The organism is Vitiosangium sp. GDMCC 1.1324, from assembly GCF_003044305.1.
Lineage (GTDB): Bacteria > Myxococcota > Myxococcia > Myxococcales > Myxococcaceae > Archangium.
In genome coordinates this window covers 43,346-65,933 of sequence record NZ_PZOX01000018.1, presented here as the reverse complement: position 1 = coordinate 65,933, position 22,588 = coordinate 43,346, and the positions used below count along the sequence as shown (strand labels likewise).

Below are 22,588 nucleotides of genomic sequence, written 5' to 3'. Positions count from 1 at the left end.
GCCGCGCGGGAGATTGACGCTCCCCCAACGCGTGCCCACCCTGGAAAGCATGAAAGGACACGCCCGCAACCTGATGACCGCACCGGTGAAGTCCATCTCCCCGGAGACTCCGCTCTCCGAGATCGCCCTGCTGCTCGCCGAGGAGCGCATCGGCGGCGTGCCGGTAACGGATGCCGAGGAGCGGGTACTGGGCATGCTCAGCGAGGCCGACCTCATGAACGCCCTGCTGGCGGGCCGCCCGCTGAGCACCCGAGCGGACGAGGTGATGACCTCGCCCGTTCACACGGTGGACGAGTTCGATCTCACCGACGAGGTGGTGGCGCTCTTCCGCAAGTACCGCATCCACCACCTGCCCGTGGTGCGCCGGGAGAAACTCCTGGGGATGATCACTCCCTTGGACGTCATCCGCTTCCTGGCTCGGGACATCGCCGAGCCCTCTCACGTGGGCTGAGAGGCAAGACAGCCGGGGGCTCCTGCGGTATGCGGAAGCACGATGAGCGACCCCCTGCGACTGGATGACTGGGGTGGCACCGGCCCGGTGCTGCACCTCGCGCACGCCAATGGATTCCCCCCGGGCACCTACCGCAAGCTCATCGAGCGCCTGAAGCAGCGCTACCACGTCTTCACCCTCCGCGGCCGCTGCCTGGTGCCGGGGACGGATCCGCTGTCGATGCGGGACTGGGACGACATGGCCGAGGACCTGGCCCGAGCCCTGCGTGCGCACGGGCTGGAAGGGGTGCTCGGCGTGGGCCACAGCATGGGCGGCGTGGCCACCCTGCTCGCTTCCGCGAAGGACCCGGGTCTCTTCCGGGCCGTGGTGGCGCTGGACCCGGTGCTGTTCTCGGGCTCGCGGGCCCTGTTGATCCAGGCGATGGACCTGTTCGGGCTGCGGCACCGGATTCCACCCGCGAACCTGGCCCGTCGCCGCCGCGACCACTGGGGCTCCCGCGAGGAGGCCGCCACGAGCTACCGCAAGAAGGCCCTCTTCCAGCACTTCGATCCCGAGTGCTTCCAGGACTACATCACCCACGGCCTCACCGAGGCCCCCAGCGGCGGTTTCCAGCTCACCATCCCCAAGGCCTGGGAGGCGCGCATCTTCGAGACGTCCCCCCACGGCGTCTGGCGCAAGCTGCGCACGGTCGCGGTGCCGGCGCTCGTGCTGCGCGGGAGCGACTCGGACACGCTCACCCCGGAGGCCCTGGAACGCGTCCGGCGAACCCTCCCCGGAGTCCGCGCCGAGGAGCAACCCGGTACCCACCTCTTCCCGCTGGAACACCCAGAGGAGTGCGCGCAGAGGCTCTTCTCCTTCCTCGACACGCCGGGCGAGCGGCCGTCGGCCTCCGAGCAAGCCCCGGCGCGCCATCGGGCCTGAGGCGGCACTCAGTAGGAGAGGCTCTCCACGGCCCGGAGCTCGATGACATTCGAGGGGCGCGGAGTCTCCACGCCGAGCCCTCCACGGCCCGCGAGGAAGAGCCGCGCACGCCGGAGCTCCGGCAGTTGTGGATCCGCGTCGAGCCAGCACTCCAGGAAGGAGACGAAGGCCGGAGCCGCCTCGGCGAAGGAGCCCCGGGCGATGTGCACCTCGGCCAGGAGGAACCAGGCATGGCCGCAACCGGGCCGCTCCCTCACGAGCGCCTCGGCCAGCTCCAGCGCCTTGTCCTCGCGGCCGGAGCGCAGCCGCACGCGGGCCAACGTCTCACGGGCCGGGCGCGAAAAGGCGGCGGGCCCCACCGAGCGCAGCCGGCGCTCCAGGCGCAGGGCCTTGATGAGCGTGGCCTCGGCGCGGGCGAAGTCACCGTGACGCGCCTCCAGTGCACCCCGCAGCTCGCAGGCCGCCAGCTCCACCACCCGGGCGACATCGCGAGGACAGAGCAGGCGGTTGTCCCCCTTGCGCTCCTCGGCCAGCGGCGGGTGCAGCGCGTCGAGCTCGTCACATACCCGCTCCGCCTCCACGAGCTTTCCCCCATCCAGGGCTCGCAACCCCCGCGCGTAGGTCTCGATCCCCGTGAGCAGCGCCCGCTCGGCCGCACGAGCCTTGGGCCCCAGCTCCACGCGCAGCTCCGACGCCGCGCGCCAGTAGCCGAAGCGCACGTGCAGGTGGGAGAGCGTAGCGGCCGCGAACACGAGCGCCTGGCCCACGTGCGGCACCACCGTCTCCACGCGAGCGCGCAGGCGGCGTGCCCAACCCTGGGCCTCGCCATACCGTCCCGCGTCGGCGCAGGCCTGGACGAGCAGGCGCAACGCGAGCCCCGCCACGGGCGCGGCGGACTCGGGCAGGGACTCCTGGGCGAGCCACAGGTCATCCGCGGCCACCGCCGCCTCGAGCACCTCGCGCGCCTCGCGAGCGTGGCCGGTGCGCAGCAGCAGCCGGCCGGAGCCGAGCAGCGCCGTCCCCGCCCGAGGCGCCAGCAACCGCAGGCGACGCGCACTCTCCAGCGCCGCTTCCGGACGCGCACTCTCCACCATCACCTGCACCCACGCATGGTGGACGCCCTCGTGGTGCGGGTGCGTGCGCAACAGCTCGCGCAGGAGCGCCTGCGCGTAGGGCTGACCCTGACCGGGGCGCCCATCCGGCTCGTAGCCATCCGCGAGGAAACCGGCGAGCAGCAGGCGCGCCTCGGCGTCCTCGGGGTGGCGGTCGATGAGGGCCTCCATCTCGCGCACGAAGCCGTGACGGCCATTGGCGGGACCCTTGTCGGCCAGGAAGGTGGCCGCGACGATGTAGCGCTGCTCGGCGTCCGTCACCCCCTCGCTGAGGGCGAGCGCCTTGTTGATGGCCTCCGCCCGGGCCGTCGCATGGCGAGCCCCGGCACCGCGTGTCACGGCCAGTCCCCAGTACGCCATGGCGAGCCCCGGATCCTGCCGCGCGGCCTCCGCGAAGGCCCGCCGCGCCTCGGCGCCCCAGCCGAGGTGCAACAGACGCAGGCCCTGGTCGAAATACGACTGGGCCAGCGGCACCCGGGTGCTCACCTTCAGGTGCGCGCGACCCAGGCCCTCGCGCAGCGGAGGCGTGGACAGCTCCAGGTCCGGGACTTCATCCCAGGGACCGATGGGGAAGACGGAAGGATCTTCGGCTCGAAGGTGTCGCGCCAGCATGGTGACCTCACTCACGCCCCGGCCAGCGGGGCAAACGATTCGTTGACGACCTGCCGCTCCAGCGCCTCGATGCGCCCGGCCAACTGCCTCCACGCCATCGCCAGCCGCTCCACGGGCACCGGCGAGGCCTTCCTGCTCCGGGCCGCGACGCACTCGTGGCGCCAACCCGCGCCCATGAGCGCCACTACCCACTCCTCGTACCCGGCCAGCCAGCCGGCCAGGCCCACCACCGCGGCGCGTGCGGCGGAGCACTCGCGCGGGGTGAGGGGATCGCGCCGGGCACCCAGACCCGCCGCCTCGAAGACGGGCCAGGCCACGCGCCCCTCCTCCACGAGAGATGGGGCGAAGCCATCGCGAGGCACGTACACGCACTCGCCACACACCCGGCACAGCGCCCCGAAGCCCCACAGCGTGAGGGCTCCTCCCCCGGGCAACGCACCCGAGTAGGCGCTGGTGCCCTTCCGCCCCGCCGGAATGCGCTCGCGGGTGAAACCACGGCGCATCAGCAGGTTGTCCGCATGGGACACATCGCGGCCGATGCACCACATGGAGATATCGAACAACCGTTCGCCCTCACGCCGCACGTCCGGAGGGAGCGCCTGGAGAAGGGAGGAGCCCATCACGTGCCTCCTCAGCTCGCCTTGGCCGCCGCGCCCTTGCGGGCCGGCACCTCGCCGAACAGCGCCTTGAAGTCCGCCGCCGGGCCACCCTTCTTGCCCAGCGCGGCGTTCACCGCGCGCACCAGCTTGCCGCGCACCTTCGGAGACAGCGGCTGGTCCTCCAGGGCGGCGTTCACCTGCTGCACGCTCACGCCCCGACCGCTCTTCGGCTTGCCAATGCCCAGCTCCGCATACGGCTTGCCCTGCTTCTCCTTGTCGCGCCGCTTGTCGGAGCGCTGCTTCGCCAGCTTGCGATCGTCCTCGGAGCGGGCCTCGAGCTGGCTGGACAGCCGCACCAGGGTCTCGGGATTCACCTGCTTGTCGTTCAGGAACTGCTTGAAGGTACCCATCGTCGTCTCGTGTGGAAGGGGTGGGAAGGAAGTGGAGCGGGTGGGCTCAGTGCTCGTGCCCGGCCCCCGACTCCTCGATGACGAGCGAGACCGTGCTCTGGCTGGTGGGCCCGAGCGTCAGCGAGTACGTGCCCACCTGGAGCGGAGCCACGTGGCGGCCCTTGATCTCCGCGCACTCCTTCGAGCTCGTCGCGGACGCCTCGAAAGCCACCTCCTGCCCGGAGGAGCTGGTGACCTTCAGGGGCACGTCGGCGCCGAGGAAGAAGACGTAGTCGGTGGCCTCGCTGACCGAGAACGACACCGAGCCCACGTTGCCCCCGCTGCCCGCCGGCAACGTGATGTCGTAGCGCTTGTGGTCATTGCTCACGGCGGATCCGCCGCTCGTCGAGGTGCTCGCCGTCACGGGAACGCTGGGGCCCTCCGTGAGGTGCTCACAACCCTCGACATCGGCCTCATTGGACTCGCCGCAACCCACGAGCAGCGCGCTCGACAGCAGACAGGCGGACAACAACTTCTTCATCATGGTGTGACTCCAGTGTGGACTGCGTTGAGGGTGCTGCGATGTCCCCACGCTCCCGCCCCGAGAACGGCGGGGACGCCCGGAACGTGAGGGAAGGCGAGCGCGCGGACGCACCGATGGCGTGCACCTCGACGCGCGCACGGATGCCAGGAATCAAGGCTCCGGATGCGTGCACGGACTGCGCGCTCCGGGCCTCAAGAGAGGCGCGGAAACGCGTCCGGACGCACGAAGGGAACCTCCTCCGTGGACAACGAGCGCTGTCGATGCGCGAAGCGCGCGGGATGAACGAACACGCACCTCTCCCGCGAGGAGAGGAATGACGTGCTCAGCTCAGACGCGCGGGGGTGAAGACTTGGGAGCCAGATGGAGCCATGCCACCGGCGGCTCCACGGCCACACTGTCCGTCTCCAGCACCCGCTCCAGCAGGACCGGCGCTTCCGATGGCAGCATCACTCCGGCCGGTGGCTGCACCACGCGGCGGAGGAAGACATGGGCACAGTGCGCATCCGCACCGTGCACGGAAACCCTGGCATCCGTGCGGGTGATGCGCTCGTCCGCGAAGGACTCACGCACCTGCGCGGAGGATTCCCCCTGCTCGACCCCGGCCTCGTGCACCAGGTCGCCGTGCTCGAGGCACGTGCTGTGCTGCACCAGGAAGAAGTGCGCGGCGCTCCCCAGGTACGCCAGCACGCACAGCAGCACCAGCGGCAGCGCCAGCAGGCGGGGCCGTCGGGACAGCGTGGGCTCTGAGCGGAGGGAGCGGCTCACGGGTGACAAGGTTTCGGGGGGAATACAGTTGCTTCCGCTTTTTGTACGCGAGGGCGCGCGCACATGCAAGCAGTTGCATGGCGGCGCCCCCTGGTGACGCGTTGAATCAGACAGCGTACCCCATGGCACCCGCCTTCACCGGAGCGTCCGGGTCGAGCATCACATTGACACACGCCACGGTGCCGCTGGCCAGGGCGCGCTCGAGCGCGGGGCGGATCTGCGCGGGCTCGGTGACGAACTCGCCATGGCCGCCGAAGGCCTCCACCACCTTGTCGTAACGGGTGGGAGCCAGGAGCGTGCCCGGCGACTTGTCCTCGCCGAACATCTGCACCTGCGGGAGGCGGATCTGCCCCCACGCGGCGTCGTTGCCCACCACGGCCACCATGGGCAGCTTGAAGCGCACGGCCGTCTCGAAGTCCATGCCATTCAAGCCGAACGAGCCATCGCCCTGGATGATCCAGTGCGTACGCTCCGGGTGCAGCACCTTGGAGGCGAGGGCGAACGGCGCACCCACCCCGAGACACCCGAGCGGGCCTGGATCCAACCACCGGCCCGGCTGGCGGAGCTCGATGACCTTGGCCGCCATGGCGACCCAGTTGCCACCGTCGGCGATGAACACCGGATCCTGCCCGGGCCCGTTGGCCACCTCCGACATCTCCCGGGCCAGGCGGTAGTGGTGGATGGGCACGCTGTCATCCTTCGTCCACTGCTCCAGGTCGCGCAGCTTCTTCTGCTCGCGCTCGCGCAGCCGCGAGATGAACGCCTCCCGCTTCCCCTTGGGCGCCGCGTCCGCGAAGGCGGTGAGCGCGCTGTAGCTATCCGCGATGATGCCCACGTCCACCGCACGATTGCGCCCCACCTCGACCGGATCGATGTCCACCTGGACAATCTTCGACTCGGCGCTGAAGGTGGGCTCGGCGCCGTAGTTGAGCCGGAAGTCGAAGGGCGTGCCGATGACGAACACCAGGTCCGCTCCGCTCAGCGCGTCCTTGCGCGTGTGCTGGAAGAAGAGCGGGTGGTTCGCCGGCAGACAGCCGCGGCCCGCGCCATTGAGGTACACGGGCACCTGCGCGGTCTCCGCGAAGCGCCGCAGCGCGTCCCACGCCCCGTCCCAGTACACCGACGAGCCGGCGATGATGGCGGGGCGCTCGGCAGTCTTCAGCAGCGCCATCGCCTCGTCCACCTTGCGGGGATCCGGCGCCTGCCGCGCATCCGTGCGGTAGCTCCGGGGCATCTGCAGCGAGTCCTCGTCCACGCCGTTGCAGAGCACGTCCCAGGCGAGCTCGAGGAACACCGGCCCCGGCCGCCCGGAGAGCGCCACCCGGAAGGCCTTGGCCAGATACGCCGGCACCAGGTCCGGCGTGGGGACGCGATCCGACCACTTGGAGATGCGGTGGAAGAGGTCCACCTGCTCCATCTCCTGGAGCGAGCCCCGGCTCTGGTTGAAGATGGGAGCCGCGCCCCCCAGCAGAATCATGGGCGAGCTGGCCGCGTAGGCGTTGGCCACGCCGGTGAGCGCGTCCGTCACGCCCGGGCCGGCCGTCACCACGGCCACCCCGACTCCACGGGTCACCCGGGCATAGGCATCCGCCGCGTGGGCGGCCGCCTGTTCGTGGCGGGTGTCGATGATCTGGATGCCCTCCTCCACGCAGCCCGCGTAGATGGGGGCCACATGCAGCCCCGAGAGGGTGAAGATGTGCCGGACGCCCTCCTTCTTCAGCATCCGTCCGACGAGCTGACCTCCGGTGAGCATGCCCATGCGGTGCTGCCTCCCTGTGTTCGGAACCTCGGAAGTCTGGCCATCATCTCCGAATCGAGCCTCCCTGGAAGCCCCTGGACGGCCGTCCGTCCACTGGAGCGGCGCGGGGGGGCCCGCCCCGTTATGTCGAAGGCACTCCCCGGACGCCCCTCGGGCGGAGTAGGAAGGGCGCCCGAGCAAAGAAGGATCCCCCCAGTGCAAGAACTCCTGGAAGTGCTGCGACGTCAGGCGGTCCATTTCGGACCCGAGCTGGCGCGCACCGCATACGCGCGAGGCCTGGCCGTCACCCAGAAGGACGGCTCCACCCGGCCCATCCCCGTCACCGCCACCCCCGTCATCCTCGACGCCGCGGAGATCCGCCGCCGCGCGGCCCTCTCCGCCCAACTGGCCTCGGCCACGGTGAAGATGACGCATGCGGTGCTCTCCGGAGAGAAGCGCGAGCTGTTGCTCGGCGGCCTCTCTCCGCTCGAGCGCGAGCTCACCGAACGTACGTTCGAAAACGTGACGAGGCTGGCCACCACACGGGTGGACTACTTCGTGGACTCGCGGCCGCGCGCCCTGGAGCTCAACGCCACCATTCCAGCCATGCAGGGCTACTCGGACATCGCCGCGCGCACCTTCATCGAGGTGGTAGCCCGGCACTTCCGCTACCCCGAGAAGGCGCTCTACGCGGTCATCGCCGCCAATGGCAGCAACGCGCTCGCCCTCTACCGGGCCCTGCTGGATGGCTACGCCGCCGAGCGCGACGGCAAGATGCCGGAGACGATCGCCCTGCTCTGCCGCCGCAACGACGCGCAGATCACCGAGCAGCGCTACCTGTGCGAGCGCTTCCGGGAGTTCGGCGCGGACGCGGACGTCGTCCACCCGGACGAGGTCTCCGGCGACGAGCACTTCGAGGTGCGAGGCAAGCGGTACGATCTGGTGTACCGGCACCTCTTCGTGCGGCGGCTGGAGGAGACGCCGGCGCCGTGGGTGGCGGACTTCTTCGGGACGGTGCCGGGCCGCAAGGCGGTGCTGCTCAATCCGCCGGCCTCGCCCGTGGAGGTGAAGACGACCTTCGCCCTGCTCTCCCAGTCGCTCGTGGAGCCCGAGCTCGCCAACCTGGCGGGCCTGACGCCCGAGGAACTGGAGGCGGTGCGCGTGTCGGTGCCCTGGACGAGGCCCTTCCGGCACGGCCCTGGCGTGGGCCCGGACGGCGAGCGGGTGGAGGACCTGGTGGCGCGCGTGGTGGCCGAGCCCAAGCGCTTCGTCCTCAAGCGGGCCTGGGACTATGGAGGCCGGGCCGTGTACCTCGGCCGCTCGGTGGGCACCCCGGCATTCGAGGAGCGGGCACGCGCCGCCTACGGCACGGTGCCCACGTGGGCGGAGCTGTGCGAGCGGGCGGCCACGGACCCGGTGGGCGGTGGCTTCGTGGTGCAGGAGGTGGTGGAGACCACGCCCGAGGAGCACCTGCTGTGCGAGGAGAGCGGCGTGACGTCCCTGCGGCTGCACGTGGACTACTCGGCCTATGCCTCGGTGGGGCTGGCGAAGCAGCCGGCCTGGGGAGGCGTGTGCCGGGGCTCCACCTCGGAGATCGTCAACATCGTGGGAGGGGGCGGGGTGCTGCCGCTCATCACCACCGAGGTGGCCCAGAAGCTGCTGACGGCCTGGAAGGCCCTCTAATCCCGGACAGCGAACACCCGGGAAGGGAAGCCCGGCACGCGGGTTGTAGGCGCGCTATAAAGCCCGCGCCGGGTGGGAAGGCTCCGCCCGATTCACGGAAAGGAAACGCAACTCATGGCTTGGGAAACTCCCGGTTGGCAGACGGCTCGCGCCGAGGTCAATGACGTCCTCGTGCAGGAGTCCCGGCGCGCCTTCATGTCGCGCGTGTACGGCTGGATGTTCGCCGGGCTCGGCATCTCCGGCCTGGTGGCGCTCTTCACCGTCTCCAGCGAGGCCGTCCTGATGCAGGTCATCCAGTGGCGGTGGGGGCTCGTCCTCGCGCAGTTCGGCCTGGTCTGGGCCCTGTCGGGGATGGCGCCCCGGCTCTCCGGCGCGGTGGCCTCGGTGCTCTTCCTCGTATACTCGGTGCTCACGGGGCTCACCCTGTCGGTGCTCTTCCTCATCTACACGTCGGCCTCCATCGGCAACGCCTTCCTGCTGGCCGCCGGCGCCTTCGGGGCAATGAGCATCTTCGGAACGGTCACCAGGAAGGACCTGAGCCCCTGGGCCACCTTCCTCTCCATGGGACTCATCGGCTGCGTCATCGCCAGCATCGTCCAGGCTATCTGGCCCAACCCGATGCTGAACTTCGTGCTGGGGTGCGCGGGCGTGCTTGTCTTCGCGGGCTATACCGCGTACGACACGCAGAAGCTGCGCGAGATGCATGCCGCGTCGGGCTACAGCTCGGCCGCCACGTTGAGCGTTGTCGGCGCGCTGGTGCTGTACCTGGACTTCATCAATCTCTTCATCTCGCTGCTGCGCCTGTTCGGCGATCGCCGCCGCTGAGCGCCGCGCTCGAATGGCTTCATGAATGAAGGCGGTGGGCTGGCTCGGGCCGGTCCACCGCCTTCGTGTTTCAGCGGGCCCTACTTCCGGTAGTGCAGCCCCTGGTAGCCCACGCCCATGCCGCCGCAGGTGCCCTCGCTGCCGACGTAGAGCGCGTTGTTGAGCAGACGCATCCGCACCACGCAGCCATCCTCCTTGTCCTCGTACACGAGGAGCGGGCCCGAGACGGTGAGCTTCGATTCGAACTCGCCCGTGTTGGCCCCATTGGTGGCATGGCCATTCACCTGGACCTCCTGGGGGCCCGCCGCGCGGAGGGTGACGGAGGAGCTCGAGGACTTGTTCTCCTGGTTCCAGGAGCCCAGCCACTCCTCCGGCGTCTTGCCGAGCGCCGTGCTCCCGACGGGGAGCTTGAGCGGCTCACTCTCCAGCGCGCTCTCGGGCAACCAACCCACGCTCTTCTTTCCCTTGGCGTTCCGGTACAGGGCACAGACGAAACCGTTCTTCTTGATCTCGCCCTCGGGCAGCTCCACGCCATCGTTCTCCACGAGGTAGGCCTTCTTGCGCGACTTGCACTCGCCGCTCGCGGGACAGGGCACCGGCTCGGAGAAGAAGTACACCCGGCCCTCCGGCGAGCCCCCCTTCACGGCCGCGGCCAGGAATGGGTGGAAACGGAGGCCCTCCTTGCACACGCTTCCGGACTCCATCTGGGCGAAGCGCTCCATCTCCGCCGCCAGCTTCTGCGCGCTACACCTCTGCGCGATCTCCTCCGGGCGCATCTTGCGTTTGGCCGACACCGCGGTGAGGGGCATGTCCTCGAAGCGCACCCGCCACGCCTCGATGGCGGCCGGCGGCTTCTGGAGCGAGCCGGGGTCATTCGTGAAGTACTCCGCCTCGTCACTCCCGATTGCAACCCAGACATGGCCTCCCGGCTCGAGCATCACGATGCCCCGATCGGCCAACCCGGTGACCTTCCCCTCGAAGGTGAAGACGCCCTTGGCATCGGGCCCTTCGCCGGACATCGAATCCATCGAGTGCAGCAGCACCTCATAGTCGTCCTTCGACAGGAGCTCGCGCAGGTAGCAGGAGATGCGCGGGTCATCGAAGATCTTCTCCGGATTGTCCTTGGCGTATTTCGCCAGCCGCTCCCGGTCGAAGACATCCGCTGGTGCCGCGAGCGCACTCCCCGCGGAGACCAGCAACCCGGCGCACACCACTCCCTGAGTCCAACGCTTCATGTGTGTTCCCCTCTCGGAGCTGGAGACATCCCAACTCTCCACGAGAGAGAATCCCCCTGAACGCGCCCGCTCCTCCAGCACGAACTCCCGAGCGGGATTTCCCTGGACCTGGCCCCATTCGTCAGGTGGGCCCTTCCGGCCAGGACCTCGCGCGAACTAGGGTTTCCGGCATGCGTGACGAGCATGGACGGCCGAAGCGCGACGACGAGCTGGAACTGGACTGGAAGGGGCGTACCGCACCGGAAGAGCGCGCCCAGGAGACAGCACTCGCCGAGACACGCGCCGGCCAGGGATCCCCGGGGGATCCGCGCTACATGAGCCTGGAGCTGCGCGACGCGCTCGGCCCGGTGATGGAAGGACCGGGTCTGCGCGTGCACCAGATGCGCGAGTGGGCGGAGATCCTCGTGGGCTGGGAGACGCGCAACCGCTACGAGGCCAGCGACCTGGAAGGGCGCTTCCTGCTGTACATCGGCGAGACGGGCGAGGGCTGGGGCCAGGCGCTGCTGCGCAACCTCTGGCCCTTCCGCCGGGTGGAGCTGGAGTTCATGACGAAGGGGGGCACGCGCGCCCTCAGCCTCGAGCAGCCCTGGACCTTCTTCTTCACGTACGTGGAGGTGAAGGCCTGGGACGGGCGCCTGATGGGCACCCTCCAGCAGCGCTTCGGGCTGCTGCGCCGCACCTTCGACATCTGCTCGCCGGGAGGCGCGGTGATGGCCACCCTGGAGGGACCGCTGTGGAAGCCATGGACCTTCCACGTCAAGCAGCGGGGCGAGGAGGTAGCCACCATCCGCAAGAAGTGGAGCGGGCTCGGCACGGAGATGTTCAGCGACTCCGACAACTTCGGGGTGGAGTTCCACCCGAGCCTCACCGATGCCCGCCTGCGGCAGCTGGTGCTCGCCGCCACGCTGATGGTGGACCTCTGCTACTTCGAGGAGCGCAGCGGCCACAGCGGCGCCGTGGGCGGCCTGCTCGACTTCTTCGACTGAGCCGGCGGCCCTACTCCTCGGCCTTCTTGCGCGAGAACGGCATCAGCAGCCGCTCCACCGGGCGGCCTCCCACGAGGTGCTCGTCGATGATGGCGGGCACATCCTCGGGCTTCACCGCGCCGTACCAAGTGCCCTCCGGGTAGACCACCACGGAGACCCCGAACGAGCAGGTATCTAGACACCCGGCCGCATTCGCCCTCATCTGGCCCTTCAGGCCCCGCTTGTCCAACTCCTCCTTGAAGCGGGCGCGGACTTCTTCACCCCCCTTGGTGGCGCAGCACCCCTTCGGGTGCCCATCGGGGCGACGGTTCGTACAGACGAATACGTGACGCTTGAATGGAGGCATGTCGGCCTCCTAACGCGCCTTCCGTCCGAAAGCGATTAACCCGCGCGTGACCTGCCTGCCCCTTTCTTGCCTCGGGCACTAGGCAGCCGGACGATCCGTGCACAGACTCTCAGCAAACATCCGCTAGTGATCATCGGCCTTTAACCGGAGAGTGACCCTACATGACTCGTCATCCCATGACGATCCACTGTTCAAGGGAGTTGATCGCCGGCCGGGCAGGCTTTAGATCGGCTCCCTCGCTGCGGTCCCAAGCCGCCGCGGTCGTTCCGGACGGAGACCGTCAGGTCGGTCACATTCCCCTATCGGTAGGTGGCGCAATGGTGGCGGGCACAAGATCTGGGGGTTGCAGAACCTTGACGAGCCCGGAACGAAGATCGTACCTTTACTTACCTGTCTGCCCCTCCAGCGAGCAGACAAACCCCCAACAAACCAGAGCCTGACCCGTCGGCACGCACCCTTCCTACCCAGGAGGGAGGCGTGACGAATCGAGTTCTCTCGATCCCGAGAGATCTCGCGGGCTTGGCATTTTGCAAATTTTGCAGTCATACGCTGAGTGAGAGCAGTGGGAGGGAGCATGGAGCACGACCTGGGCGCCACGGCAGCAGCACTGGACGGTAAGGAGACGGCGGCGGGGCTGAGGGCGAGAGCCCCCGCTGGCGGTGGCCTGACGGTGGAGCGTTTCTTCACGACGCCGGGAGTGGATCCCGCCGACGAGCTCGCGTGGGAGCTGCGCACGGCCTCCATCTCGGGCGAGGACGGCAAGTCCGTCTTCGAGCAGAGAAACGTAGAGGTGCCCAAGTCCTGGTCCATGCTGGCCACCAACGTGGTGGCGTCGAAGTACTTCCGGGGCACGCCGGGGACGCCGGAGCGCGAGACGAGCGTGCGCCGGCTGGTGGGCCGCGTGGTGGACACCCTCACCCGCTGGGGTGCCGAGGGCGGCTACTTCGCCACGGCCACGGACCGTGACACGTTCCACGCCGAGCTCACCCACCTGCTGCTGCGCCAGAAGGCGGCGTTCAACTCGCCCGTCTGGTTCAACGTGGGCGTGGAGGAGCATCCGCAGTGCTCGGCGTGCTTCATCAACTCGGTGGGGGACTCCATGGAGTCCATCCTCGGGCTGGCCAAGACAGAGGGCATGCTCTTCAAATACGGCTCGGGCACGGGCAGCAACCTGTCCACCATCCGCTCGAGCAAGGAGCTGCTGGCCGGCGGTGGCACCGCGTCCGGCCCGGTGTCCTTCATGAAGGGCTTCGACGCGTTCGCTGGCGTCATCAAGAGCGGCGGCAAGACGCGCCGCGCCGCGAAGATGGTCATCCTCAACGCGGACCACCCGGACGTGCTGGACTTCGTGCGCTGCAAGGCCAACGAGGAGAAGAAGGCCTGGGCGCTCATCGAGGCCGGGTATGACCCGAGCTTCAACGGCGAGGCGTACTCGTCCGTGTTCTTCCAGAACTCGAACAACTCGGTGCGCGTGACGGACGAGTTCATGCGCGCGGTGGTGAACGACGGCGCGTGGACGACGCACTCGGTGCGCGACAGGCGCCCCATGGACACCCACAAGGCGCGCGACATCTTCCGGGAGATCTCCGAGGCGGCGCACCTGTGTGGTGACCCGGGCCTCCAGTTCGACACCACCATCAACACCTGGCACACCTGCTCGAACACGGACCGCATCAACGCGTCCAACCCGTGCTCCGAGTACATGTTCCTCGACGACTCGGCCTGCAACCTGGCGTCGTTGAACCTGATGCACTTCCGCACCATCGACGGCGACTTCGACGTCACCGCCTTCAAGCACGCCGTGGACGTGGTGCTGCTGGCGATGGAGATCATCGTCGGCTTCTCCAAGTACCCCTCGGAGAAGATCGCGAAGAACAGCCACGACTTCCGGCCGCTGGGTCTGGGCTACGCCAACCTGGGCGCGCTGCTGATGGCCTCGGGACTGCCGTACGACTCGGAGGCGGGCCGCAACTACGCGGGGGCCATCACCTCGCTGATGTGCGGCGAGGCGTACGCGATGAGCGCGCGCATGGCCGGGAAGATGGGGCCCTTCTCCGGGTACGCGAAGAACGAGGAGCCCTTCCTCGGCGTCATCCGCAAGCACCGCAAGGCGTCCTACAACGTCCCGCAGGAGGGCGTGAGCGCCGAGCTGTTCGCCGCGCAGAAGAAGGCCTGGGACGACGCGCTCACGCTGGGCACCGAGTCCGGCTACCGCAACAGCCAGGTGACGGTGCTCGCCCCCACGGGGACCATCGGCTTCATGATGGACTGCGACACCACGGGGATTGAGCCGGACATCGCGCTCATCAAGTACAAGAAGCTGGTGGGCGGCGGCATGCTGAAGATCGTCAACCAGACGGTGCCGCTGGCGCTGGAGAAGCTGGGCTACCCGCAGACCCAGGCGCAGGACATCATCACCTACCTGGACAAGCACGAGACCATCGAGGGCGCCCCGCACCTCAAGCCCGATCACCTGCCGGTGTTCGACTGCGCGTTCAAGCCGGCCAAGGGCCAGCGCAGCATCCACTGGATGGGCCACCTGAAGATGATGGGCGCGACGCAGCCCTTTCTGTCGGGCGCCATCTCCAAGACGGTGAACATGCCGTCGGACGCGTCGGTGGAGGACATCGAGAAGGCGTACATCGAGGCGTGGAGGCTCGGGCTGAAGGCGGTAGCGGTGTACCGCGACGGCTGCAAGCGGACCCAGCCGCTGAACACCTCGAAGGAGAAGGTGAAGGACACGAAGGCGGCGGTGTCCGAGCCCGCGCTGGCGGCGATGCGGGATGCCAACGCGATGCGCCGGCGGCTGCCGGACGAGCGCCAGGCCATTACGCACAAGTTCTCCATCGGCGGCCACGAGGGCTACCTGACGGTGGGCATGTACGAGGACGGCACGCCGGGCGAGCTCTTCTGCGTGATGGCGAAGGAAGGCTCGGTGGTGAGCGGCCTGATGGACAGCTTCGCCACGGCGGTGTCGCTGGCGCTGCAGTACGGGGTGCCGCTGCAGGTGCTGGTGGACAAGTTCAGCCACTCGCGCTTCGAGCCGAGCGGCTTCACGGGCAACCCGGCGGTGCCGATCGCCAAATCGATCGTCGACTACATCTTCCGGTGGCTGGCGCTGAAGTTCCTGCCGAGCGAGCAGGCGGAGGGAATGGAGGAGGCGGTGGAGAAGCAGGTGGCGGTGGCCGAGCCGGTGAAGCAGGTGCAGGTGGCCTCGGTGGCGCTGCCGATGTCGACGCCGCGCAAGACGTACCTGAACCAGGCCGACGCGCCGCCGTGCCACACGTGCGGAGAGATCATGGTGCGCAACGGCGCCTGCTACAAGTGCAGCAACTGCGGCACCACGAGCGGCTGCAGCTGAGTCCCCCCTGCCCTCTCGTCACGGGTCGGCTCGCTCCGGCCCGTGACGCATCCAGGCTCCGGTACCTCGGTACCGGGGCCTTTTTCATTTCGTGGCCGGAGTCCTCAACCCTCGCTCTCGGGCAACGGGCGCAGCCACCGCGCGTCACTGAAGCGCGGCGAGAACAACAGGACGGGCCCGAGGGCCCTCCTGTCACATCAAGGACTCGGTCAACCGGCTGTAGGCCTCCGAGGCCGCCCCGACGAGCGACTCCAGGTCATCGAGCTCCTCGGCGCAGAGGACGGCAACCGCTGTCATAGAATTTCGACAGCAGGGAGGCCTTTCTTCGCAGCCTGAAGCCACAGTCTCCACTTGTACCGAGGGACGTCTTCGGCTCCATGGTTGTAAACACAGCAGCTCTTCAGCCAACTTGCGGTCAAGGCCTGTCCCAGGTGGAACGCGATGCTGACTGGAACAGCGGCGAAGACGTGAATCTGCTGAATAGAGCTGTTCTTGGCGATGTGTTGATCCAGCGCCAAGCAGAGCTGTCGTGCATATTCCTGCGCCTGATCCTCCCTACGCACAATTCCCCGCTGGGGCTCATCCAGCCGACAGTGGACATCAAGCCTCACCTCCTCCTCTGGAAGCACCGCTCTGCAATCGTCGAGGTCAACGGTGGCGGAGATGGAGAGTCGGAGCCGTGCAGCAGAGCCGCTGGAACCCTGCCGGGCCTCCACCCTGAGCGGCGGAAAGGGGCCTTCTGCCTCGCGCACCCAGGTGAAGCGCTTGAGCGTGCGGTCGTGCTCGAATAGGTGCACGTGGCGTGTCTGAGCGAGGAAGCCGACGAGCGCAGCCAGAGGGACGAAGGGAAAGCCGTAATACACTAGTTCGGTTCCATGCTCTTCCAGCGTCCGCAAAAGTTGCCCCTTGCGAGAAGTCAGGCGCTTCACCTCCTTCTCCAGATTCGCCCACTGACGCTCCTTGAGCTTCGCTGTCTGGTCGATGGAGACCTTTCGAATACGCGGGCGATGGGCGAAGAGTTCTGGCGCATCCACCGGTTCGGGAGCCCCATGAACCGCCCCGTATGCTGCATGGCAAATGAGGACCAGATCTCCTCGTGGTGAAGTGCCAGTATCAGGAGGCTCCGGGCGGCGAAACGGCTCAAGCGCAAGAGGCTCCAGTTCCCGAGCGTAGAGTTGGAGCGAGACCCAATCCTTGGACTTCAGCTCATGGAGCTTCCTCCGAGCAGCCGAGACAGCCTTCCGCAGGTTTCCGCTGCCGCCGATCAGCTCGTTGTAGAGCACCTCAGTCATTTGAACGGATCCTTCGGTGGAGAGCGGCATCCTGGAAGCGAGCACCGCTGGAACACCTTGCAGATGCAGGGTCTGCGCGACGCTGCCCAGGCGGTGCGCGGGCCTACCGACGTCGCCACTCAAGCAGACCGAGAGGACCACGAGCCGCGGCAGATTGGTACACCCAGCGATGATGCCGCGCAGCTCGGCAGCATGGAGTCGATCCGGCTTCCCATACTCGCTTGGCGGATGGAGTTCGAGCCCGTAGACGTTTTCGCTAATCAGCGTGCCGTGACAGAGGAGATGGAGCACAGTGATCGAGCGAGAGGCATCGCTCAGCGCCCGTGTCAGGGACTGCCGTGTCAGGTTGGCGAGCACCTCCAGCGCAGGTCTGCGAGAAGCAGGGACTCCCTGACAAGCCGCCATGATGGCGTTGCGATGCCTCTCGAAATCCACGTTGCCGGAGCCTGCGAGGAGGATCCGGCTGGGGGTCAGGCCCGGCTCCTGGCCCAGGATCCCCCGCAACTCGTACCGGATGAGACAGTCCGGCATCTGCCCGAGTTGTGTCCCGCTGGGTTTCAGCGGAAGCAACTCCCAGGGGAGGTAGTACATCTCGGGGGCGTTGGAGCGAATGGTGAGGTGGATGGGGCTTCGATTCATCCTGGCCTGATCGAGCTGGCCTTCGTCCCTAGCCCAGTTGGACGTCTCCAGAAAGTCTCGCAGGTAATGTCCAAGCCTTTCGAGCTTGAGCCCATCAGGATGAGACTTCTCAAGCTCTGCCAAGCCCTCCTGCAACATGGGAGCATCCCATGGAAAGCAGACTTTTTTGGCATCACCGAAGGTATGCAGAACCGTGTACTCCTGCCGCTCGTACGAGAAGTCCTCCTCTTCCCGTACGCGCACGAACTCAAGCGTGACCTCCTGGGGTTTCTTCGGGGGGCTCATGGGAGAGGGGCTCCTGAATGAGAACGTCACGGAAACACAGACATCAAGCGAAGGAGTTGTTACGTGTCAGCGGACTGAAGCAAGTCGATGGCCTGAGTACACCGGAAGCCTTCCCAGACCCGGACCTCGCGAATCCCGACGATGACGAAGAGCAGCGAGTCGCCATCGAACTGATCAGTGCACAGGCGCCGTCTCCAATCCGAGAGATCGGTGGATGAGGGCGTCGGAGAGAACTCTGGATGCGTATGCCACTCGCCAAGGTACTGGCACGTCCCACGAGATGCCGCCCACCGCGAGTCGATCACTTCTTGGTGTCGCTCTGAGCGCCTATGGAAAGCCAGGCGCATCCGCCGGTCACCCTGCATGGGAACAGTAACCTCATCGACCACCCGGTCCCGGCAACCCAAGATATAGCGGCCCAGCAAGACCCCACCAGCCTCGGTGTGACTTGAGCGGAGCTGCCGGAGCGCGAGCATCTGAGCGAGGGCCTCCGGGCCGACCTTCACACCCGATCCATCCGGGCGACGAAAAACGAGCCCCATGTCGATGCTCAACTCGCGCATACCGGACAGCTCTCGCGGACGTGGGCAACTTGCTCCTCACTGAACGGTCCAGAGATGGCATCGAAGCGAGGAGTGGCGCGGTAGCCAACCTTCTCGAACGCCAAGGCGTCCCCCTTCCATGACACCAAAGGAGCGCCCTCGAGCTGGCGGTGGAGAATCCGCAGCGCGAAACGTGCCGCCATCTCGGCTGTGCGCAAAGAGTCGAGATCCGCAAAAGGGAGATATGTGCTTCCGCACCCGAGCACGTCTCTCGTGTAGTTGATGCCCGGGGTCGCGAAGGCCGCCCGATTTTCCAGAGGACCCTCTTCCACGGGACGGTGGTACAGACATTCGAGGCAGCCGCGAGAGAAGCCCTCCGCTTTCGGAACATGGGTGGCGAGTACATGCCCTCCAATCCCGAGAGGCTCCAGCCAGGCGAAAATGGCGGGTGGGTGCTTGGTGGATGACCAGATCCGCTCGTTCAGATGCATCTCAACCGTAGGACTGCCCAGCGCGGAGATCACCAGATCGTGTTGGGCCAGCACTTCCGGCTGTCGCACGAGGAGGTTCTCGATCTCCTCCTCGTAGGGAACCACCTTCACGTAGGGAATGAGACGCTGAAGTTCCTGCCGAAGCCCTTGCACCTTCGTCAGGTCCACATGGGCCATTCCACAGACGTGCCGGTACGTGTTCTCCAGCTCGAAGCTGTCGGGGTCAACCAGTGAGATCTGACCGATCCCAGCTCTTGCCAGGATGAGCGCCACGTGGCCGCCGACCGCTCCGCAGCCAACAATGAGCACCTGCCTCTTCTGCAGCTCGGCGCCAGCCCCACCGCGTGGAGCCAAGAAGGCAAGGTCCCTCCGCCGGAGTGCCACCGGTATTGCCAAATCCTGCGCCAATTCGTCAGCAAGGGGGTGCTTCCCACGCACCCGCGGAAACCACACCCCGACCCGTGCGCGCTCGCCGCGTGGACGCTTCACTCCCAACACGACAAGCTCTTGGCGCTGGGTACAGTGTCCTAGCAGCCTCGCAACCTCGCGGCGGTCTGCTTCCGGAAGTGCGCGGATGTATTTCCGGATGCCCTCGGGCTTCATCAGTTCCCTGGGATCGAACTCCGGGTCAACCGCGACAGGATCAATAGGGATGTAGATCGCGTTCTGACGCGCCAGATCGTCGGCTCTCCGCTCCCGTCTCGACTGGCCGTAGGCGAAGGGGTCATCAGCGACGGCAATCGGGACTTGCTTGGAGAAGAGAATCTGGGTGAGGTGAGGCCTCTCGGTCGCGTCGACATCGCAATCCAAGCGAATCCGTGCTGGTGTGGCCCAGTAAGCGACGATCTCTTGCGCGAACTCTTCCGCGCGCCCGCCGGTAATCAGGCGATGGAGCATCTCTCGGGCTCGCGCTAGCGACTCTTGGACGATTCCCCAGGGGTCGCGGCGGTCGAGTAGAAGGTTAGTCTCCGACTCGAAGCAGAGCTGATGGTCGCCTACCAAATGCGGGAGTTCGAGCTGAGGCTCCACACTCAGCACGGTGAGCTCGGGCAGGCGCAGAGGAAACGCGAGGGGCAAGCCGACCCGAAGGTGGAACTTGTAGCTGCCGAGAGTCATGTACCCGGAGAGCGAAGCCTCTCCAGTAGGCCCCCCCGTCCGCCCAGCCGCTGGAGTTGGGAGTACCACCTGACACTCTGCGAGCAGTCCGCTGCGCTGGAGATGGCCGAGCGTCTCTACGTGGATGGGAGGAGGCTGAAGAGCGGGAGCGCGCGACATACAGGTCAGGCCGAGATTCCGCCGGAGGAGATGGCTCTGCTCATGCGCTGCCCCGTATCGGACTTGTCCGGGACAGGAAACTCACTGCAGAAGTCCTTCTGCATCATCTTGCAGGCTTCGACCGGGTCCGGCTCCTTGACAACGCGAGCGAGCAGATCACGGAGCTGGATCAGCCGCTCCCTGAAGGTCGTCATCTGGCCATCTGACATCTTCTTGAAGATGTCCTCCCGGGGAGCGACCGGCACAGGTACATTGAGGCGGTAGAGCGGTGAGCCATCCGGCTTCACTCCAACCTGCTGAAACTTGCCCACCAGAGCCAAGACGAAAGCCTGCATTGCCTCCAGGTCATTGAAGGTAGTGGTCTTGGCGAGCGCGTCACGCGTGACGCGGGGAACGAACCACTGGCCAGCGGCTACCGTGAGCCCGATGCCTGACGGAGCGTTGTTGCCGTCTGTCTTGAACTTCTCTGTCTTCCACCGCTTCAGCGCACGAATGACCCGGAGGAACTGGAGCTCTTCTTCACTGGTCGAGAACCGTTGCTCGACCCAGGCACTGAGGCCCATTGGATCCGACTCCTCCCACCACCGGTTCTGCGCATCCGCGTCGCGGAACCCCTTGGCCAGGAAGAGACGCGGCGTGGCGCTGTTGGGGTCATCATAAGTATAGACGGCGAGATCGACGTGATAGGCCTGCTCGCCATTGAGCTTGTAATAAACCGTGACACAGGAGCGGCGGACATCAGTTCCGAGCTCCGTATGTCCTTTCAGCGCATCGGCGACCAGGATTTTCAGATCGACCGGATTGGGGTATTTGCTCTTGGAACATTGGAAGCGCAGGCCCACGTCGATGTCGTAGTCACCATCCGCAGGCTGGATGCCAGTGCCCATCTGGTAGCTGCCCTGGTTGAAGGGATCGAACTTGGGGATGTCCTTTCCTTCTTTCCTCAGAGCTGAGAACTTGTCCCGGAGCTTGTCCAGGATGATGTCTCGTTTATCGCGAAGGAGCTGATTCTCATCGAAGCGCTTGAGGCGGATACGGTCATCGAACTGCACGAACTGCGTCTGGATGTTGGCCATGGTTCAGCTCTCCTCCTTGGGAAAGGGAATCGACAGGCGGGCCGCGGGATCTCCCAGCAGAACGAAGCCCATGAGGTCTTGGCGCTGCAGGAACAGAGATGCATGGACTGCTGGGCTCTGAAGCACTTTGCGCCCGGCCTCATGTTCCAGCGCCGCGTGCGCGTCTCGCACGGTCAGCGCCATGTTCAGGTCGTGGAACGAGCGCGCCAGCGACGTAAGGGCGTTGCCGACCCGGTGCCCCTCCGCGAGCGCTTGGAGAACCCCGAAGAATCGCGAGGGCGTGCGCTGGCCTTGCTGGCGGAAGCTGCTCGACCAGGCAAGGTCCACATGCCCCACCACTGCCAACGGGCCATCCGGGTTGGCCAGCGCAGCCTGAGGCAGCGCAGCAATGAAGGAGTGCTCTCCCTCCCATCCCGGCAGAGCGTCGAGCACCTGCGCCGCGCTCAAAGAAGTCTTGGCGAGTTCTCTCAACCACGGTGCATACGTGCTGCGCGCTGGCGTCCCCGCACTGAAGCATGCGAAGCATACCCACATGCCGCCCGGGAGGAATGCGCCTGACACAAGGTCCGCCCCGGAAAGCTGTCGCCCCGGGAGTTGCAGTGCGCCTTGAAGGTTGAACTGATCCGTCGGAGATCTCCAACCTCCATCGGGTCGGCCCAGGCCATGGCTCAGGGAGAGCAACAGGCTGGGTGTCGGCTCCGCCGCGCGCTCCAAGAGTTGCTTTCCCGGGGCTTTGTCGTCATCAAGGACATGGAGGATCTTTGCATCGGGCAGGTGCGTCCGGCACGCCTCAAGGCAGGGCTCAATGAGATCCTCGTGGCCAAGCCGGGTCGCTTCGCTACCGTCCTGCGCCGTGTAGAAGAGCATACGCGGCCCTGTCGCGTGCACGGTCGCACGCTCCCAGCGGACCACCTTGGAGGCATAGGCCGTGTATTGTTCGGGAGAGCGGAAGGCCAGCCGCCCCACGTACGCATCCGTGGCGAGAGCCTGCTGCAGCTCCAGCGACACCTGATGCAGGTCTCCCAACACGAGCAGATAGCGAGGGCGCTCCCGCTCGTCGACGTCCTCGTCTCGGAACACCTGCTGCTTCCATGCCATTGCGCGCGGGCCGTTCATCCCGGGAGCAACCCGGTAGACGCGAGCCTCTTTTCCGTCCTGGTCTGCCTCGCGTAGCTCCCGCAGAGGCTTGATGCGTTCCAGGAGTTCATTACCCTCGGGCCCCTCAGGCACCACGAGGCCCCAGCGCTGTTTCTTGAGGACGTCAAGATTGCCGTGATCACTCCATAGCCTCTCCGGAACTTCGGGAGGCTGAATGGGAACACCACGGAGCGTCTCCTCAGAGAGGCCGCCTTGAAGCATGGGACGGCCGTCGTTGGCGTGAGCCAGAAGCAATTCAAGGGTCATGTAGGGTTCCTCGGTTC

At 66.8% G+C, this 22,588-nt stretch carries 19 protein-coding genes; 6 read left to right on the top strand and 13 right to left on the bottom strand.

The window, feature by feature from the left end; translation table 11 throughout:
* Nucleotides 1-49: 49 nt before the first annotated feature.
* Nucleotides 50-451: a cyclic nucleotide-binding/CBS domain-containing protein gene (locus DAT35_RS39810; protein WP_158502095.1), complete on the top strand. Its 402-nt coding sequence runs from the start codon at nt 50-52 to the stop codon at nt 449-451.
* 42 nt (nt 452-493) lie between these two features.
* Nucleotides 494-1,372, top strand: a complete 879-nt coding sequence (locus DAT35_RS39805) for an alpha/beta fold hydrolase (protein WP_108074519.1) — start codon at nt 494-496, stop codon at nt 1,370-1,372.
* Nucleotides 1,373-1,380: 8 nt separating this feature from the next.
* On the opposite strand, the gene DAT35_RS39800 is transcribed toward DAT35_RS39805, so the two are convergent.
* The 6 genes from DAT35_RS39800 to DAT35_RS39775 form a co-directional block, all read right to left on the bottom strand.
* Complete coding sequence (locus DAT35_RS39800) at nt 1,381-3,096, bottom strand: tetratricopeptide repeat protein (protein WP_108074679.1); 1,716 nt, start codon at nt 3,094-3,096, stop codon at nt 1,381-1,383.
* An 11-nt stretch (nt 3,097-3,107) separates the two neighbouring features.
* Nucleotides 3,108-3,716 (bottom strand): hypothetical protein, encoded by a 609-nt coding sequence (locus DAT35_RS39795; RefSeq protein WP_108074518.1) that lies wholly within the window; start codon nt 3,714-3,716, stop codon nt 3,108-3,110.
* Between the two features lie 11 nt (nt 3,717-3,727).
* Entirely contained in the window at nt 3,728-4,105 is a 378-nt protein-coding gene (locus DAT35_RS39790; RefSeq protein WP_108074517.1) for a hypothetical protein, read from the bottom strand.
* A 46-nt stretch (nt 4,106-4,151) separates the two neighbouring features.
* Nucleotides 4,152-4,628, bottom strand: a complete 477-nt coding sequence (locus DAT35_RS39785; RefSeq protein ID WP_108074516.1) for a hypothetical protein — start codon at nt 4,626-4,628, stop codon at nt 4,152-4,154.
* A gap of 327 nt (nt 4,629-4,955) precedes the next feature.
* Complete coding sequence (locus tag DAT35_RS39780; protein ID WP_108074515.1) at nt 4,956-5,393, bottom strand: hypothetical protein; 438 nt, start codon at nt 5,391-5,393, stop codon at nt 4,956-4,958.
* Between the two features lie 106 nt (nt 5,394-5,499).
* Nucleotides 5,500-7,152: a thiamine pyrophosphate-binding protein gene (locus DAT35_RS39775; protein ID WP_108074514.1), complete on the bottom strand. Its 1,653-nt coding sequence runs from the start codon at nt 7,150-7,152 to the stop codon at nt 5,500-5,502.
* A gap of 195 nt (nt 7,153-7,347) precedes the next feature.
* On the opposite strand from DAT35_RS39775, the gene DAT35_RS39770 reads away from it, so the two are divergent.
* Both DAT35_RS39770 and DAT35_RS39765 read left to right on the top strand, forming a co-directional pair.
* Nucleotides 7,348-8,814 carry a hypothetical protein gene (locus tag DAT35_RS39770; protein ID WP_108074513.1) on the top strand — a complete coding sequence of 489 codons (1,467 nt, stop codon included), beginning with the start codon at nt 7,348-7,350 and terminating at the stop codon, nt 8,812-8,814.
* 114 nt (nt 8,815-8,928) lie between these two features.
* Nucleotides 8,929-9,639: a Bax inhibitor-1/YccA family protein gene (locus tag DAT35_RS39765; protein WP_108074512.1), complete on the top strand. Its 711-nt coding sequence runs from the start codon at nt 8,929-8,931 to the stop codon at nt 9,637-9,639.
* Nucleotides 9,640-9,719: 80 nt separating this feature from the next.
* Here DAT35_RS39765 and DAT35_RS39760 read toward each other — a convergent pair whose 3' ends face one another.
* A complete protein-coding gene (locus DAT35_RS39760; RefSeq protein WP_108074511.1) occupies nt 9,720-10,874 on the bottom strand; it encodes a hypothetical protein in 1,155 nt (384 codons plus the stop codon).
* Between the two features lie 170 nt (nt 10,875-11,044).
* Here DAT35_RS39760 and DAT35_RS39755 point away from each other — a divergent pair, with 170 nt between their 5' ends.
* Nucleotides 11,045-11,860, top strand: coding sequence for a phospholipid scramblase-related protein (locus DAT35_RS39755; protein WP_108074510.1), 816 nt, complete (start codon nt 11,045-11,047; stop codon nt 11,858-11,860).
* Nucleotides 11,861-11,870: 10 nt separating this feature from the next.
* On the opposite strand, the gene DAT35_RS39750 is transcribed toward DAT35_RS39755, so the two are convergent.
* Complete coding sequence (locus DAT35_RS39750) at nt 11,871-12,206, bottom strand: ferredoxin (RefSeq protein ID WP_108074509.1); 336 nt, start codon at nt 12,204-12,206, stop codon at nt 11,871-11,873.
* Nucleotides 12,207-12,780: 574 nt separating this feature from the next.
* On the opposite strand from DAT35_RS39750, the gene DAT35_RS39745 reads away from it, so the two are divergent.
* Nucleotides 12,781-15,567 carry a vitamin B12-dependent ribonucleotide reductase gene (locus DAT35_RS39745; protein ID WP_108074508.1) on the top strand — a complete coding sequence of 929 codons (2,787 nt, stop codon included), beginning with the start codon at nt 12,781-12,783 and terminating at the stop codon, nt 15,565-15,567.
* 293 nt (nt 15,568-15,860) lie between these two features.
* On the opposite strand, the gene DAT35_RS39740 is transcribed toward DAT35_RS39745, so the two are convergent.
* From DAT35_RS39740 to DAT35_RS39720, 5 genes are all read right to left on the bottom strand, one after another.
* Nucleotides 15,861-17,783: an SAVED domain-containing protein gene (locus tag DAT35_RS39740; RefSeq protein WP_108074507.1), complete on the bottom strand. Its 1,923-nt coding sequence runs from the start codon at nt 17,781-17,783 to the stop codon at nt 15,861-15,863.
* 59 nt (nt 17,784-17,842) lie between these two features.
* Nucleotides 17,843-18,259, bottom strand: a complete 417-nt coding sequence (locus tag DAT35_RS62515) for a Mov34/MPN/PAD-1 family protein (protein ID WP_369946315.1) — start codon at nt 18,257-18,259, stop codon at nt 17,843-17,845.
* 74 nt (nt 18,260-18,333) lie between these two features.
* Nucleotides 18,334-19,932: a ThiF family adenylyltransferase gene (locus tag DAT35_RS39730; RefSeq protein ID WP_158502094.1), complete on the bottom strand. Its 1,599-nt coding sequence runs from the start codon at nt 19,930-19,932 to the stop codon at nt 18,334-18,336.
* 164 nt (nt 19,933-20,096) lie between these two features.
* Nucleotides 20,097-21,167: a nucleotidyltransferase gene (locus tag DAT35_RS39725; protein ID WP_108074504.1), complete on the bottom strand. Its 1,071-nt coding sequence runs from the start codon at nt 21,165-21,167 to the stop codon at nt 20,097-20,099.
* A 3-nt stretch (nt 21,168-21,170) separates the two neighbouring features.
* On the bottom strand, nt 21,171-22,571 hold the full coding sequence (locus DAT35_RS39720) for a C25 family cysteine peptidase (RefSeq protein ID WP_108074503.1): 1,401 nt from the start codon (nt 22,569-22,571) through the stop codon (nt 21,171-21,173).
* Nucleotides 22,572-22,588: the final 17 nt, after the last annotated feature.

What these genes read in the sequence shown, in the direction of transcription:
- DAT35_RS39810 (WP_158502095.1), top strand. Translation starts at nt 50, where the DNA reads ATGAAAGGACACGCCCGCAACCTGATGACCGCACCGGTGAAGTCCATC.
- DAT35_RS39805 (WP_108074519.1), top strand. Translation starts at nt 494, where the DNA reads ATGAGCGACCCCCTGCGACTGGATGACTGGGGTGGCACCGGCCCGGTG.
- DAT35_RS39800 (WP_108074679.1), bottom strand. Translation starts at nt 3,096, where the DNA reads ATGCTGGCGCGACACCTTCGAGCCGAAGATCCTTCCGTCTTCCCCATC.
- DAT35_RS39795 (WP_108074518.1), bottom strand. Translation starts at nt 3,716, where the DNA reads ATGGGCTCCTCCCTTCTCCAGGCGCTCCCTCCGGACGTGCGGCGTGAG.
- DAT35_RS39790 (WP_108074517.1), bottom strand. Translation starts at nt 4,105, where the DNA reads ATGGGTACCTTCAAGCAGTTCCTGAACGACAAGCAGGTGAATCCCGAG.
- DAT35_RS39785 (WP_108074516.1), bottom strand. Translation starts at nt 4,628, where the DNA reads ATGATGAAGAAGTTGTTGTCCGCCTGTCTGCTGTCGAGCGCGCTGCTC.
- DAT35_RS39775 (WP_108074514.1), bottom strand. Translation starts at nt 7,152, where the DNA reads ATGGGCATGCTCACCGGAGGTCAGCTCGTCGGACGGATGCTGAAGAAG.
- DAT35_RS39765 (WP_108074512.1), top strand. Translation starts at nt 8,929, where the DNA reads ATGGCTTGGGAAACTCCCGGTTGGCAGACGGCTCGCGCCGAGGTCAAT.
- DAT35_RS39760 (WP_108074511.1), bottom strand. Translation starts at nt 10,874, where the DNA reads ATGAAGCGTTGGACTCAGGGAGTGGTGTGCGCCGGGTTGCTGGTCTCC.
- DAT35_RS39755 (WP_108074510.1), top strand. Translation starts at nt 11,045, where the DNA reads ATGCGTGACGAGCATGGACGGCCGAAGCGCGACGACGAGCTGGAACTG.
- DAT35_RS39750 (WP_108074509.1), bottom strand. Translation starts at nt 12,206, where the DNA reads ATGCCTCCATTCAAGCGTCACGTATTCGTCTGTACGAACCGTCGCCCC.
- DAT35_RS39745 (WP_108074508.1), top strand. Translation starts at nt 12,781, where the DNA reads ATGGAGCACGACCTGGGCGCCACGGCAGCAGCACTGGACGGTAAGGAG.
- DAT35_RS39740 (WP_108074507.1), bottom strand. Translation starts at nt 17,783, where the DNA reads ATGAGCCCCCCGAAGAAACCCCAGGAGGTCACGCTTGAGTTCGTGCGC.
- DAT35_RS62515 (WP_369946315.1), bottom strand. Translation starts at nt 18,259, where the DNA reads ATGCTCGCGCTCCGGCAGCTCCGCTCAAGTCACACCGAGGCTGGTGGG.
- DAT35_RS39730 (WP_158502094.1), bottom strand. Translation starts at nt 19,932, where the DNA reads ATGACTCTCGGCAGCTACAAGTTCCACCTTCGGGTCGGCTTGCCCCTC.
- DAT35_RS39725 (WP_108074504.1), bottom strand. Translation starts at nt 21,167, where the DNA reads ATGGCCAACATCCAGACGCAGTTCGTGCAGTTCGATGACCGTATCCGC.
- DAT35_RS39720 (WP_108074503.1), bottom strand. Translation starts at nt 22,571, where the DNA reads ATGACCCTTGAATTGCTTCTGGCTCACGCCAACGACGGCCGTCCCATG.